A 13,311-nucleotide genomic window follows, 5' to 3' on the forward strand; every position below is an offset into this window, starting at 1 on the left:
CGAACCCGGAAGCTAAGCCTGCCAGCGCCAATGATACTGCCCAACCCGGGCGGAAAAGTAGGACACCGCCGAACACAAATTAAGCCCTGTGGCCCCCAATTCGATTGGGGGCCACAGGCATTTGTACGGCACATCTCTTTATCGGGCGCTATTCAATTCGGAGCGTGCCCTGAGCCCCAATTTGTGGCGGCCGGTTCAGTCGAACAAGGTCAACGCCGGTGAGATGCGACTCTTCTCCATGTCGAGCAGCGCCCGCTTCCTGTCGAGGCCGCCGCCGTATCCCGTGAGGCTGCCGTTGGCGCCGATCACTCGATGGCACGGCACGATGATGCCGATCGGGTTGTGCCCGTTGGCCAAACCCACCGCACGGAACGCACCGGCTGCGCCGATCTGGCGGGCGATCTCACCATACGAGCGGGTCTCACCATAGGGAATCGTCAGCAGAGCCGACCAGACCTTCCGCTGGAACGGCGTACCGACCAAGTCCAGGTCCAAGTCGAATCCGGTGAGCTCACCGGCGAAGTAGGCCTCGAGCTGCCCGACAGCCTCGGGGAAGGCGTCATCGTCGGGTATCCAGCCTTCGCGACTGGGCTCATATGTCTGGTCGACCATCCGTAGGTGCCTCAACCGCCGATCCGTACCCGCCAACGTGAGCGGGCCGACGGGGCTGTCCACGACGCGAAAGTGTATGGCTTCCATCGCTTCTCCTTCGGCAGCCACTGCCCGTGAGGTATGCGACTGCCGCTGTTGGCCGGTTGTTGCCGAATCGGACAGGCTTGTCGTGGTCAGCTCACCGCGGATCTCGTGCACTCTCTCACGATGGCACGTGTCCACGGATTGAGCTGGCGGAAATCCGACATCGTCGTCGCGTCGGCTCGTGGGGGCCACCAGGCGACGGTGTGGCGCCGCGATGAATTCTGCGGTCCGGTGCAGTCTGATCATCGTGGGCAGACTCATTTATGGCTTCAACGTCTCGATAGACGGATACATCGCTGATGCGCAGGGCAACATCGACTGGTCCACTCCGAGCGATGAACTGCATCAGTACTGGAACGACTTCGAGCGCGAGACCGCCCTGTCGTTCTATGGGCGGCGGCTCTACGAACTGATGTCCGCGTACTGGCCGACCGCCGACGAGGCCCCGGACGCCACCCCGTTGATCGTCGACTACGCCCGCGTCTGGCGCGATATGCCCAAGGTCGTGTTCTCGCGCACCCTGGAGTCCGTCGAATGGAACGCCCAACTGGAACGCGGCGACCCGGTCGAGGTGGTGACGAAGCTGAAGGCCGAAACCGACGGCAATCTGGAGGTCGCCGGTGCCACGCTGGCCGCACCGATCGTGCAGGCCGGCTTGGTGGACGAGTATCGGCTCGTGTTGGCGCCTACCGCTGTGGGCGGCGGCACTCCGTTCTTTCCGAGGCTGCCGTCATGGATCTCGTTGCGCTTGTTGGAGAACCGCACCTTCCCGTGCGGCACGGTCCTGCTGCGATACGAGGCCGAACGCGACTGATCGAAGAACAACTCCGATCGTCGACACCCTTATCGCCACAAGCGCCATCGCCCTGAAATCTGAAGCCGGCCGATCGGAAACCCTCACTTGCGTTCCTGCGTGAGTGGCTAAACCGTTCGGCGTGGAGTCAGCCCGAGGCGGTCCGCATCCTTCGGAGGCCAGTCGTTGACCGCATGATCGAGCGCGGTCCACAGATGCTGCGTCACGTACGAACGCCACGGTCGCCAACGGACGCTGTGTTCGGTGAGCGACCGCACATCAGCGGGCAGGCCCAGCTGCTCGGCCGCCACCCGCACGCCAAGGTCGGTCACCGGGAATGCGTCGGGGTCTCCCAACCCGCGCATGGCGATGATCTCCGCGGTCCACGGCCCGATTCCCGGCAACGCCTGCAACTGCTCACGTGCTCTGTTCCAATCGCAGCCCGCATCCAGCACCACGTCACCGTCGGCCAGCGCGCGGATCAGCGACGTCAGGGACCGTCGTCTGGATTTCGGAAATGCCAGATGGGCGGGGTCGATCTCGGCGAGATGCTCAACCGCTGGAAAGACATGCGTCAGACCGCCGTTGACATCGGCGATCGGTTGACCGTACGCGGACGCGAGGCGGCCGGCATGGGTGCGCGCCGCCTTTACCGACACCTGTTGGCCGAGGACCGCTCGCACGGCCAGTTCCTGTTCGTCGACGGTGCGGGGGATGCGTTGCCCCGGGGCCTTGGCGACCAGGGCGCTCAAGCCGGCGTCGGCGCCAAGCGCATCGACGACTGCCTCGGGATCGGCATCGAGGTCGAGCAGCCGTCGGCAGCGGGCGATGGCCGTGGCGAGATCGCGGAAATCGTCGAGTGTGACGCGGCACTGCACGTGGTCCGGCTGCGGTGTCAGACAGACGATCCCGTTGCCGTTGGGCAATCGTAGTGTGCGCCGATAAGCGCCGTCGCGCACCTCTTCGACGCCCGGCACCGCACTGGCGGCCAGGTGGCCGAACAATCCCTCGTACGCAAACGGGGTGCGGACCGGCAGTCGCAGCGATATGGTCCCGGCGCCGTCGTCGTTGCGGCCCAGGCGCGTTCGCGCGCGGTGGCGGAGTGCGGTCGGAGGAAGGTCGTACACCGTTCGGACGGTGTCGTTGAACTGGCGGATGCTGGAGAAGCCTGATGCGAATGCGACGTCGCTGAACGGTAATTCGGTGGTCTCGATGAGCACACGTGCCGTTTGCGAACGCTGTGCCCGCGCCAATGCGAGCGGATTGGCGCCGACCTCTGCCTGTAGGAGCCGCTCGACCTGGCGGGTCGTGTATCCGAGCCTGGCGGCCAGTCCGGTGACACCATCGCGGTCGACGACGCCATCGGCGATCAGCCGCATGGCACGCGCAACGACATCGCCACGGACATTCCACTCTGGTGACCCGGGGGAGGCGTCGGGTCGGCAGCGCTTACAGGCGCGAAATCCGGCGTTCTGCGCGGCCGCCGCGGTCGGATAGAACCGCATATTGCGGGCGTACGGCGGGCGGACAGGACAGCTGGGCCGGCAATAGATTCCGGTGGTGAGCACCGCGGTGACGAACCAACCGTCGAACCGGGCGTCCTTGGACTGGACGGCCCGGTAGCAGCGGTCGAAGTCGTCGTACATGTCTCTCACCTTTACACGCGACCACCGACAAGACTGGCGGAAAACCGACATGGTCGTCGGGGGCCGAAGTGGGTACGGCCACCCAGTCGCAGAACGGGATGCTTGACGGCGGAGTCGCGCCCGCCGTACGTTGATCCAAATAGTCGAAGATTCGAGAACCGACGGAGACGATGACGGGTGCGCAGCGGGTCGCGATGATCACGGGGGCGGCTCGCGGGCAGGGCAGGGCCCACGCCGTGCGCCTGGCCGCCGACGGCATCGACGTGATCGCGGTCGACATCTGCGCCGATATCGAGACCATTCCCTATCCCATGGGTACGCGGGAAGAACTCGAGGAAACCTGCCGACTGGTGGAGAAGGCCGGACGGCGGGCCAGCCTCCAAGTTGCCGATGTCCGTGAGTTCGACCAAGTCCGACAAGCCTTTTCGGCCGGTAAGCGCGACCTCGGCGTCGATTGTGCCGACATCGTGATCGCCAACGCCGGCGGATGCGCCTACCCTTCCGACGTCGATGAGGCCCGCGCCTTCAAAGATGCGATCGACATCATGCTGGCCGGCGTGTGGAACACCGTGAAGGCCACCACCCCCGCACTCGTCGAGGCGGGCCGTCCCGGATCGGTGGTGCTGACGAGCTCGACGGCCGCGGTCAAGGGTTTCACCGGAGGTTGGGGTGGTCTCGACGGCTATACCGCCGCGAAGTCGGGCATCCTCGGTTTGATGCGGGTGTTCGCGAATATGCTTGGGCCGCACAACATTCGCGTCAACGCCATACTGCCCACCGGTGTCGACTCCGGGATGACCCGCAACGAGGCGTTTTCCAACTGGATCGCTACCGTCGCCGAGCGGCCACTGGCCAACCTCCGCAATCTTCTGCCAGACGTCAACATCCTTCAGCCCGAAGACATCGCCGACGCGGTGGCATGGCTGGTCTCCGAGCGGGGCCGCTACATCACCGGCGTGTGCCTGCCCGTCGACGCCGGATTCTGCAACGTGTGAAGCAGGGCCCGATCCGCGGGCCCGTCACTGCCAGTCGACAAGGTTGTCGGCCAAGTCCGGCGCAACCTCGAAGATCGCCTGCGACGCAGTGGTCATGTGCTCACGCATGAGTTCGCGCGCCGCGTCCGGATCGCCGGCTTCGATGGCATCGGCGATGCGGATGTGATCGAAGTGCAGGCGGGTTCTCGTCATGTCACTGAAGAGGTTGGCGCCACCTTGCGCGGTGCGGCTGGAAAAGATGTGGCTCACCGACTCGGTGAGGAGGTCCAGCGCCGGGTTCGGGCAGATGTCGCGGACCACGATGTGGAAGCGGCTGCCCGAGTCGACGTAGTCGTGGCTGGACAGATTCTGCTCGGTCACCCGGGCCATCCCGCGGCGGCTCTCCTCGACCATCTGCGCGACTAGGTGCGGATCGGCCGAGCCCTCACGAACCCGCACTGCAGCCCGTTCGGCCGCGAGCGGTTCGAGGTAGATCATCGATTCGTTGACGTCGCGCATCGTGGCGTGGGCCAGCTGCAGATGCATCGTCATCGTCTCGCCGAAGCGTTGCGGTCCGCGGTGGCCGACAACCGGACCGCCGCCGTTGCCCCGGCGGATCTCGACGATTCCCTGTAGTTCGAGCACCCGCAGGGCTTCGCGGATCGAGGCCCGGCCGACGCCGAACTCGGCGGCCATCGCCTGTTCGGTGGGAAGCGGGCTCCCGGCCGACAGTTGGTCCAGTGCGATGCGGCGAACGATGTCCTGGGCGATGCCCAGCGAGAGTTTGCCGCGACGGATGCGGGCAACCAGCTCCTGACGGGGGCCGTCGGCCCGCCAGTCGTCAACCGTCATCCCTCATACCGCCTTGCCCGAAAGAACGCGTGAACACTCGGACATTCAGCGTACTCGTCGTGGTTCGGAAAGCTTGTGTGTCATCCAAATATAGGTATATTTGAACAGCGCCGTCATGACGGACATGGATGCCGTCGACGTCGGTATCAGGAGGATGTCATGCCGCTACAGGAACAGCACCAGATCATCTCCGTCGACGACCATCTGGTGGAGCACCCCCGTGTGTGGGTGGATCGCCTGCCCACGCGGTGGCACGAGAATGCACCGCAGATCAGGGACGTCAACGGCAGCCAGTTGTGGCATTACAACGGCGAGCGGTTTCCCACCATCGGACTCAACGCCGTGGCCGGTAAGCCCCGCGAGGAGTGGGGTGTAGACCCCGTGCGCTACGAGGACATGATCCCCGGGTGCTACGACCCCGCGATGCGCGTCAAGGACATGGATGTCGACGGCGTCCACGCCGCCCTGTGCTTCCCCTCTTTTCCCGGTTTCGCGGGGAGCACGTTCTTCCGCGGCAAGGACAAAGAGCTTGCGCGGCTGTGCATTCAGGCGTGGAACGACTTCTACATCGACGAATGGTGCGCCACGGCGCCAGACCGGTACATCCCGCTGGGGATGGTGCCGTTCTGGGATATCGACGCGGCGGTGGCCGAAGCCGAACGCCTCGTCTCGAAGGGCGCGCGGACCCTTTCGTTCCCCGACACCACATCGGTCTTCGGTCTCCCGTCATTTCACACCGATCACTGGGATCCGCTGTGGCAGCTGTGTTCAGACGCCGACCTTCCGGTGTCGCTGCACTTCGGTGCCGGCGGCTATGTGCCCGGCTTCTCGTTTTCCGGTGCGCCGTTCGCGGCCAAGACGATGAAAAGCAAGGCGGCTCCCTTCGCTGTGGCGATCGCCGTGTTCGCCACGAACTCCTGGTGGACGACGGTCGATCTGTTGTTGTCCGGCAAGCTCCAGCAGTTCCCGAACCTGAAGTTCTCCCTGGCCGAGGGAGGCATTGGCTGGGTTCCCTACATGCTCGAACGAACCGACTTCACCTGGGAACGGCACCGCTACTACCAGGACATCGACTTCGACGCCCGCCCCTCGGAGTTGTTCCACCAACACTTCTGGACCTGCTTCATCGATGACGACCACGGTGTGGAAAGCCGGCACAAGATCGGCGTCGACCGCATCATGCTGGAAAGCGATTTCCCGCATTCGGATTCCAACTGGCCGAACTGCCGTAAACGCGCCGCCGAAGCCCTGGCCGCCGTGCCCGACGACGAGGTGGCGATGATCGCCGAAACCAACGCGCGCAACCTGTTTCACTTTCCGCGTTCGGCCTGAGTCGATACCACCGGCGTCAGGTGATGGCGCCGCCGATCTTCAGGTTCATGATCGTCTCGTCGTCGTATCCGCACGCGCGGAGCAAATCGTCGGTGTGCTCCCCGTGCCCGGGAGCGGGGCGGAGATCTCCCGGCGCCTCGTCGAACTGGACGGGGGCGGGCACCAACGGCAACCGGGCGCCGTTGTCGTAGCTCACCATCGTGAAGAAACCGTTGTCCCAGGCCTGCTGGTCGCTCAGCGTCTCGCGGGGTGACTGCACGACGCTCCACTGCCCTTCCTGGCTGTCGAGCACGGTCTTCCAATGGTCCAGCGGTTGTTCGGCGAACAACTCGTCCAGGAGTTCGACGCAGCGCTCGATGTTCTTGCGCCGGCACGAGGCGGTCGCAAATTGCGGATCGTCGACCCACTCGGGCCGACCGACGGCGCGGCAGAATCCCGGCCAGTACCGGTCGGCTTCGAGCATGGCGAGGAAGACGAAACGGCCATCAGCGGTCCGGTACACGTTGGCAAGCGGATTGCCGGGACGGCGCCGGTCACCCTTGACCAGTTGGTCGCGATCGGTGACATAGCTGCCAGCGATGCTGGATTGCATGGCCCACAGGCCCGCCGACAACAGCGACGCATCGACGACGGCGCCCTCACCCGTGCGCTCGCGGTGATACAGCGCCCCACAGATGCCGCCCGCCAGGTTCAGCCCAGCCTGGATGTCACCAACGGCCGGACCCGGCAGGTTGATGGGGTAGTCGTAATCGGCCGGCATGGCCGCCGTCGCCAAACCGGCGCGCGCCCAGTAGGAAATACCGTCGAAGCCGCCGCGGTCGGCGTCGGGACCCCGGACACCGTGACCGGTTCCCCTGGCGTAGATGATGCGCGGGTTTCGTGCCCGGATGTGTTCGGCGTCGATGTGCAGGCGCTGGCGGGCCGGCCCCAGGAAGTTCGTCAGGAAGACGTCGGCCTGGTCAACGAGCGCCATCAGCGCTTCGTACCCATCTGGATGGGCGATGTCGATTCCCGCGCAACGCTTTCCGCGATTGAGCACTTCCCACAGCATCGTCACCCCGCCGTCACCGGGTTTGACCCCGAACGCTGCCAGTCCGCGAATCGGGTCACCGGTCTCGGGATGCTCGACCTTGATCACGTCGGCTCCCCAGTCGGACAACGCGCTGGCCGCCGCCGGCACGAAGCCGTACAGGGCCACCTCCAGCACCCGCACACCCTGCAGCACCTTGGTCACGTCAATCTCCTTCCGCGCTTTCGGTGATGGGCGCCCACTGCGGCAACTGCGCTCCGCTGGCATCGGGGCGCGTGAAGAACCGCATGCGCTGCCCCTCGTACAGGGGCGGCGCCCCGTCGAGGTGCGCGATCAGTCGGACCGCGGGGTGTGCGGCGAGAGCGACCACCACGACGGTGTACGGAACACCGAATGCGCGATGGACCGGATGATGTACCACCGCCCAGGAATACACGGTCGCCTCACCGTCGATCTCGCGCCAGGCCAGGGTCTTCGAAGCACACCGAGGGCACTGTGGCCGCGGAAGGTGGACCGGTTGATCGCATGCGTTACACCACTGGACCGCGAGCGTTCCGCGTTGTGCTGCTTGCCAGAAACCACCGGTGTCCGGATCGTCGACGACGGGGGAGGGCGCATCGGTCATGGAAGTCCTATGAGGTGGCGGTGAGCATCAGGGCGCCGGTGGCGGTCGGTAGTCCCGACGTCACCAGGCACACCTCGGCGCCGGGCACCTGGCTGGTCGAATGCCCTCGGATCTGCCGCACTCCTTCGACCACGTGGTTGAGTCCGTGGATGTAACCCTCTGACAGGTTTCCGCCCGCCGTGTTGATGGGCAGGCTGCCTCCGACGCGCAATGCGCCGCTCGCGGCGAAGTGACCGCCCCCGCCCTTGGTGGCGAAGCCGTAGTCCTCCAACTGAAGCAGCACGGTGATGGTGAAGCAGTCGTACAGCTGCGCGACGTCGACGTCTTCTGGTCCTAAACCGGCTCTGCGATAGAGGGTTTCGGCTGTCTGTTTCGACGGTTGCTCAACCAGGCTTTCTCGCATCAGTGCCGGGAAGACCAACCCGGGTTGTTGATAGGCGTCGGCGCCCTGGGCCACCGCGCGGATCGACACCGGCGTGGAGGCGGTATCGCGCGCCCGTTCGCTGGAGGTCACCACGACGGCGCACGCGCCGTCTGTTTCCAGACAGTAGTCGTAAAGGCGCAGCGGCTCGGTCACCGGCCGGGAGTCCAGATAGTCGGCCATGGTCATCGGCTTGCCGTGCATCTGCGCGGCGGGGTTGGCATTGGCGTGTTCGCGACAGGCGAGTGCGATCGCACCCAGATGCTCAGGCTCGGTGCCGAATTCGATCATGTGCCGACGGGCGATCAACGCGAACATCTGACCGGGGGCCATCAGGCCGTAGGGGAGGAAGAACTCGTCGTACGAGCCGTTCCCGCCGACGGGTGCGTTCTGGCGCCGCCCCCGGCCGAAACGAGCGCCCGAACGCCCGTTGAGCGAGCGGAACACCAACACTGACCGCGCCAGCCCGGAGGCGATCGCCGCGCAAGCCTGCGCCACCATCCCGGCCGGGGCCGAACCCCCGGTGCCGGTCGATCCCCAGTAGGTCAACGAAGGCAGGCCCAGCACGTCAGCCACATCGTTGTGGCGCACCGCGTCCTGTTCGCAGCGCACGATGCCGTCGATGTCGGCCGGTGTCAGGCCCGCGTCGGCGATCGCGGCGGTACACGCCTGCGCGGCCAGCGCCAGTTCGGTGCGTCCGGACTTCCTGCTGAAGTCGGTGGCGCCGATCCCGACGATCGCGCAGCGGTCACGCAACGGGTGCGTTGACGGCGCGGACATGAAAAGCACCCTAGCGTCAAACACCTCAAATATGACAGTATTCGGACTTGGCCGCCGGACGTGGGCGCGGTTCGCGACGCATGCCGGTGGCAGGTACAAACTCGGAGGTTGTAGATGACCGACACACTCGACGCCGCCGCGCCGGAGATCCCCATCGATCTGTACTCGGCGAAGTCGTTCAGCAACGGCCACCCCTTCGAGCAATACCGATGGCTGCGGGCCAATGCGCCCGTCTACAAGCACCCGGCCCCGGACGGCGGCTTCTTTTGGGCGGTGACGCGTAACGCCGATATCCGCCATATAGAGCACCATCCCGAGCTGTTCCAGTCCTCACCGTCGGTCGGCATCGTGGACGCGGAGATCGAGGTCGGGTTCCTGTCGATGGACGCACCACGACACGCACACTTTCGCAAAGTGATTGCGCCGCGCCTGATCCCGGCGCGGGTCAAGCACATGCTGCCGGACCTGCAGCGGTTGGCCTCCGGCATCGTCGACGAGGTGGCCGGTCTCGGCGAGTGCGACGTCGTCGAGCTGGCCGGTCAGATGGCCGGTTACACGGCGGCGGCCCTGTTGGGCATACCCCGCGAACACGGCCACCGCCTGCACGAGCTGTTCATGATCACGCACAGCTCCCCGGACATCGTGGGGGAGGAGGCGTTTCACGCGGCGTTCATCGAGATGGCCGGCATGGGCTTCGAAGCGTTCGCCGCGAAGAAGGCCAACCCGGCCGATGACGTGTTGAGTGCCTACGCGAACATGGAAGTCGACGGTCGCCCGATCACCGACATGGAATTCATCGGCAACTTCATACTTCTCACCGACGGCAGCCTCGACACGTCGCGCAACCTCATCTCGGGCGGGATGAAGCTGTTGTTCGACCATCCTGACGTCCGCCGACGTCTGGTCGGAGACCTCGACGCGCTCCTGCCCGGTGCGATCGAGGAGATGCTGCGTCTGCTCTCGCCGGTGGTCTACATCCGCCGGCTGGCCACCGAGGACACCGAGCTGGCCGGTCAGCCGATCGCCAAGGGGGACCGCGTGGTCATGTACTACGGCTCCGGGAATCGCGACGAGCGGATCTACGACGACCCCGAAGCCTTCGACATCGACCGTAAACGCAGCGAACACATCGCGTTCGGTGGCGGCGGCCCCCATTTCTGCGTCGGCTCGCATCTGGGCCGGGCGGAAGGCACGGTGATGATCCGTGAGTTGCTCACGCGCCTACCCGACATCGAGCAGGCCGGCCCGGAGACATGGGCGGCGACCAGTCTCACCTCCGGTCTGTCGTCCCTACCGGTGCGGTTCACGCCGAGATCCAGCTAACGGGCCGGTTTCGGCGTGCTAACGATTCGGGCCAGTCTGCCTTCCTCAGGTGCGCAGATGCCCATGTCGTGGTGTCGTGGAAGCAATGTCGAATCGAGGATGGTTTCTGATCGGTGCGGTGGCCGCATGCTCGGCCGCGGCCGCGTTCACCCTGCCGTCGGCCCTCGCGGCACCGGCGACCGACACCCGCGGCTACGTCGACTCGACCGCGCGGTGTGCGGCGCCCTACTCGGCGGTGGTGTTCGGCAGCACCGCCACGTCGCGCGTGGCGATCTGTGAGACACCCAACGGCGGCTACGAATACCGCGGAGTGCGGGTGCGCGACGGCGCGAAACTGATCAAAACCGCGCAGAAGTCGGGCAACACGTTCACGGTCGACAACAACGGGATCACCTACACCGTCTCCGAGGACTCGCTGATCCTCGCGGAGGGCTCACGCGTCATCCGCGACGAGGCAATGTTGGATTTCCATGAGGCCTCCGCGTCGAGCCCCGGCATGTCGCCGCCCGCGGCGAGTTCGGCACCCACCACATCGCAAAAGCCGCTGCCGCCACCGCTGCCCGCGGAAGTGGGGCACGACGACAGCTGACGGGACCGGATCCACGCCCGCCGACTCGCTGCCGATCGAATTTAGAACTCTCGGTTGAGATTTCGTTCCTTCACGGTGTCGAAGGCCTACGGTCCGGACGGGGTCGCCATAGCGGTCGTCAGGGACTGCATCGTGCGGTCGCGCTCGTCGCCCATTCCGACCAGGGTATCGACGATCAACGGTCCGAGTATCTGGGTCAGGCCGTGACCCTCGTGCCCGAAGAACCCGGCGACCTCCAGCAGCACCGCACCGTGGCTGATGCTCCACAGCCGCCCCGCGACGGCCGCCTCCCCGTCGTCGCGGATGCGCCCGGCCGCGATCATTCGACGCACGCCGGTCAGCAGTGCGTCGAACGACGCCGCCCACTCGCTTCGTGCGGTGGCGCTGCCGGTGGCCGTGAGATCGGCGTGGTACCTGTTCAATGACTCGGCGGCGGTGCCGAACATCATCTGGTAGCGCTGCGGGTTCTGCAGCGCGAATTCGCGGTAGCGCGCGCCCATCACGAAGAAGTCGGCGACCGGGTCCTCGGTCGGTGTGACCTGGGTCAGGGCCCGCGTGAAGCGGAGGAACGACTCGCCGGCGATCGCGTCGATCAAACCCGACATGCCCCCGAAGTGGGTGTACACCGCCATCGTCGAGGTTCCGGTCTCGGCGGCGAGGTTGCGCGCGCTCAGCGCGGCAAGGCCGTCGCGCTCGAGAATGCGGATGCCGGCCTCGACCAGGTGCTCCCGAGCGGCGCTCACCCTTGCCATAGTGCCATAACGGTGTTATACAGAGGAGGTCATAACACTGTTATAGGGATGTCCGATGACGAACCGTTACCTTGAAGGCGCCTTCGCGCCGATCCACGACGAGCACACGCTGACCGACCTCGACATCACCGGGACGATTCCCGAACACCTCGACGGCCGTTATCTGCGCAACGGCCCGAACCCGATCGGAGAGCTCGACCCCGAGCTGTATCACTGGTTTGTCGGCGACGGGATGGTGCACGGCATCCGGATTCGCGACGGCAGGGCGGAGTGGTACCGCAACCGGTGGGTCCGTGGTCCGCAGACCGCGCGGGCTCTGGGAGAGCAGCCGCCGAAGGGGCACTTTCCGATCTCGGGAATCGGCGCCAACACCAACGTCATCGGACATGCCGGTAAGACGATCGCGCTGATCGAGTCCGGCGTCACCAACGTCGAACTCACCGACGAGCTCGACACCGTCGGCGCCTGCGATTTCGACGGGACGCTGACCGGTGGCTACACCGCCCATCCCAAGCGCGACCCGGACAGCGGTGAGTTGCACGCCGTCTCCTACAGCATGTACCGCGGCAACACGGTGCAGTACTCGGTGATCGATGCCGACGGGCGCGCGCGACGCACGGTCGACATCGAGGTGGCGGGAAGCCCGATGATGCACGACTTCTCGCTGACCGAGAACCACGTCGTGTTCTACGACCTGCCGGTGACGTTCGACACCGGTATGGCGGTCCAGATGACGGTTCCGCACGGTCTTCGTTTCGTGTCCCGGCTCGTGTTGTCAGCCCTCATCGGCCGGGTGCGCATTCCCGACCCGATCAGCGCGCGGCAACCGCGGGGTCAGACAACCGATCGCCGGTTCCCGTACTCGTGGAACCCTCGGTATCCGGCGCGGGTCGGCGTGATGCCGCGCGAGGGCGGCAATGCCGATGTGCGCTGGTTCGACGTCGAGCCCTGCTACGTGTTCCATCCAATGAACGCCTACGACGACGGCGACACCATCGTGCTCGACGTGGTGCGTCACCCGAAGATGTTCGACACCAACCAGCTTGGACCCGACGAGGGGCCCCCGACGCTCGACCGCTGGACGGTCGACCTCGCCGACGGGAAGGTCCGCGAATCGCGCATCGACGATCGCGGTCAGGAGTTTCCCCGTGTCGATGAACGCCGCGTCGGCAGGCGGCACCGCTACGGGTATGCGCCCAGCGTCGGCGAGGGCGAGGCCGCCGACGTCCTGCTCAAGCACGATCTCGTCGGCGGCAGAACCCAATCGCGGTCGTTCGGTGACGGAAAAGTGCTCGGGGAGTTCGTCTTCGAGCCCTCGTCGCCGGACGCGGCCGAGGACGACGGCGTGTTGATGGGCTATGTCTACGACCGCCGGACCGACCGCAGTGAGCTGGCACTACTCGATGCGCAGACCTTGGAAGACGTCGCGACCATCCGGCTACCGCACCGCGTTCCCGCGGGGTTCCACGGAAACTGGGTACCGGCCTAGGATTGCGCC

Annotated in this window: 13 protein-coding genes; 6 read left to right on the top strand and 7 right to left on the bottom strand. The window is 65.7% G+C overall.

The genetic code is table 11. From position 1 onward, the window contains the following. Positions 1–195: 195 nt before the first annotated feature. On the bottom strand, positions 196–699 hold the full coding sequence (locus AU198_RS05080; RefSeq protein ID WP_064346542.1) for a methylated-DNA--[protein]-cysteine S-methyltransferase: 504 nt from the start codon (positions 697–699) through the stop codon (positions 196–198). Positions 700–943: 244 nt separating this feature from the next. Between AU198_RS05080 and AU198_RS05085 the strand changes: the two genes are divergently transcribed. Next, complete coding sequence (locus tag AU198_RS05085; RefSeq protein ID WP_064346427.1) at positions 944–1,510, top strand: dihydrofolate reductase family protein; 567 nt, start codon at positions 944–946, stop codon at positions 1,508–1,510. A 107-nt stretch (positions 1,511–1,617) separates the two neighbouring features. On the opposite strand, the gene AU198_RS05090 is transcribed toward AU198_RS05085, so the two are convergent. After that, positions 1,618–3,135 carry a DNA-3-methyladenine glycosylase 2 family protein gene (locus AU198_RS05090; RefSeq protein WP_064346428.1) on the bottom strand — a complete coding sequence of 506 codons (1,518 nt, stop codon included), beginning with the start codon at positions 3,133–3,135 and terminating at the stop codon, positions 1,618–1,620. A gap of 170 nt (positions 3,136–3,305) precedes the next feature. On the opposite strand from AU198_RS05090, the gene AU198_RS05095 reads away from it, so the two are divergent. Next, positions 3,306–4,130 (top strand): mycofactocin-coupled SDR family oxidoreductase, encoded by an 825-nt coding sequence (locus AU198_RS05095; protein WP_064346429.1) that lies wholly within the window; start codon positions 3,306–3,308, stop codon positions 4,128–4,130. Between the two features lie 24 nt (positions 4,131–4,154). Here AU198_RS05095 and AU198_RS05100 read toward each other — a convergent pair whose 3' ends face one another. Then, positions 4,155–4,961, bottom strand: a complete 807-nt coding sequence (locus AU198_RS05100) for a FadR/GntR family transcriptional regulator (protein WP_064346430.1) — start codon at positions 4,959–4,961, stop codon at positions 4,155–4,157. A 159-nt stretch (positions 4,962–5,120) separates the two neighbouring features. On the opposite strand from AU198_RS05100, the gene AU198_RS05105 reads away from it, so the two are divergent. Next, a complete protein-coding gene (locus tag AU198_RS05105; RefSeq protein WP_064346431.1) occupies positions 5,121–6,293 on the top strand; it encodes an amidohydrolase family protein in 1,173 nt (390 codons plus the stop codon). A gap of 16 nt (positions 6,294–6,309) precedes the next feature. Here the strand turns inward: AU198_RS05105 and AU198_RS05110 are convergent, their stop codons facing one another. From AU198_RS05110 to AU198_RS05120, 3 genes are read right to left on the bottom strand one after another with little or no spacing between them, the layout of a single operon-like run. Beyond that, positions 6,310–7,527, bottom strand: a complete 1,218-nt coding sequence (locus AU198_RS05110; protein ID WP_064346432.1) for a CaiB/BaiF CoA transferase family protein — start codon at positions 7,525–7,527, stop codon at positions 6,310–6,312. Between the two features lies 1 nt (position 7,528). Next, on the bottom strand, positions 7,529–7,948 hold the full coding sequence (locus AU198_RS05115) for a Zn-ribbon domain-containing OB-fold protein (RefSeq protein WP_064346433.1): 420 nt from the start codon (positions 7,946–7,948) through the stop codon (positions 7,529–7,531). Positions 7,949–7,955: 7 nt separating this feature from the next. Then, positions 7,956–9,149, bottom strand: a complete 1,194-nt coding sequence (locus AU198_RS05120) for a thiolase C-terminal domain-containing protein (protein WP_064346434.1) — start codon at positions 9,147–9,149, stop codon at positions 7,956–7,958. 114 nt (positions 9,150–9,263) lie between these two features. Here AU198_RS05120 and AU198_RS05125 point away from each other — a divergent pair, with 114 nt between their 5' ends. Together AU198_RS05125 and AU198_RS05130 are read left to right on the top strand one after the other, a co-directional pair. Continuing rightward, positions 9,264–10,472: a cytochrome P450 gene (locus AU198_RS05125; RefSeq protein ID WP_064346435.1), complete on the top strand. Its 1,209-nt coding sequence runs from the start codon at positions 9,264–9,266 to the stop codon at positions 10,470–10,472. Positions 10,473–10,557: 85 nt separating this feature from the next. Continuing rightward, positions 10,558–11,061, top strand: a complete 504-nt coding sequence (locus tag AU198_RS05130) for a hypothetical protein (RefSeq protein WP_064346436.1) — start codon at positions 10,558–10,560, stop codon at positions 11,059–11,061. An 86-nt stretch (positions 11,062–11,147) separates the two neighbouring features. Here AU198_RS05130 and AU198_RS05135 read toward each other — a convergent pair whose 3' ends face one another. Continuing rightward, positions 11,148–11,804: a TetR/AcrR family transcriptional regulator gene (locus AU198_RS05135; RefSeq protein WP_231744575.1), complete on the bottom strand. Its 657-nt coding sequence runs from the start codon at positions 11,802–11,804 to the stop codon at positions 11,148–11,150. Positions 11,805–11,868: 64 nt separating this feature from the next. Between AU198_RS05135 and AU198_RS05140 the strand changes: the two genes are divergently transcribed. Further along, positions 11,869–13,302 (top strand): carotenoid oxygenase family protein, encoded by a 1,434-nt coding sequence (locus tag AU198_RS05140; protein ID WP_064346438.1) that lies wholly within the window; start codon positions 11,869–11,871, stop codon positions 13,300–13,302. Positions 13,303–13,311: the final 9 nt, after the last annotated feature.

The sequence above is a fragment of the Mycobacterium sp. GA-1199 genome (genome assembly GCF_001500045.1).
In the GTDB taxonomy this organism is placed as follows: Bacteria; Actinomycetota; Actinomycetes; order Mycobacteriales; family Mycobacteriaceae; genus Mycobacterium.

Bases quoted from the DNA above. Each gene is read 5' to 3' on its own strand.
- AU198_RS05080 (WP_064346542.1), bottom strand. From the start codon at position 699: ATGGAAGCCATACACTTTCGCGTCGTGGACAGCCCCGTCGGCCCGCTC.
- AU198_RS05090 (WP_064346428.1), bottom strand. From the start codon at position 3,135: ATGTACGACGACTTCGACCGCTGCTACCGGGCCGTCCAGTCCAAGGAC.
- AU198_RS05095 (WP_064346429.1), top strand. From the start codon at position 3,306: ATGACGGGTGCGCAGCGGGTCGCGATGATCACGGGGGCGGCTCGCGGG.
- AU198_RS05100 (WP_064346430.1), bottom strand. From the start codon at position 4,961: ATGACGGTTGACGACTGGCGGGCCGACGGCCCCCGTCAGGAGCTGGTT.
- AU198_RS05105 (WP_064346431.1), top strand. From the start codon at position 5,121: ATGCCGCTACAGGAACAGCACCAGATCATCTCCGTCGACGACCATCTG.
- AU198_RS05115 (WP_064346433.1), bottom strand. From the start codon at position 7,948: ATGACCGATGCGCCCTCCCCCGTCGTCGACGATCCGGACACCGGTGGT.
- AU198_RS05120 (WP_064346434.1), bottom strand. From the start codon at position 9,149: ATGTCCGCGCCGTCAACGCACCCGTTGCGTGACCGCTGCGCGATCGTC.
- AU198_RS05125 (WP_064346435.1), top strand. From the start codon at position 9,264: ATGACCGACACACTCGACGCCGCCGCGCCGGAGATCCCCATCGATCTG.
- AU198_RS05130 (WP_064346436.1), top strand. From the start codon at position 10,558: ATGTCGAATCGAGGATGGTTTCTGATCGGTGCGGTGGCCGCATGCTCG.
- AU198_RS05140 (WP_064346438.1), top strand. From the start codon at position 11,869: ATGACGAACCGTTACCTTGAAGGCGCCTTCGCGCCGATCCACGACGAG.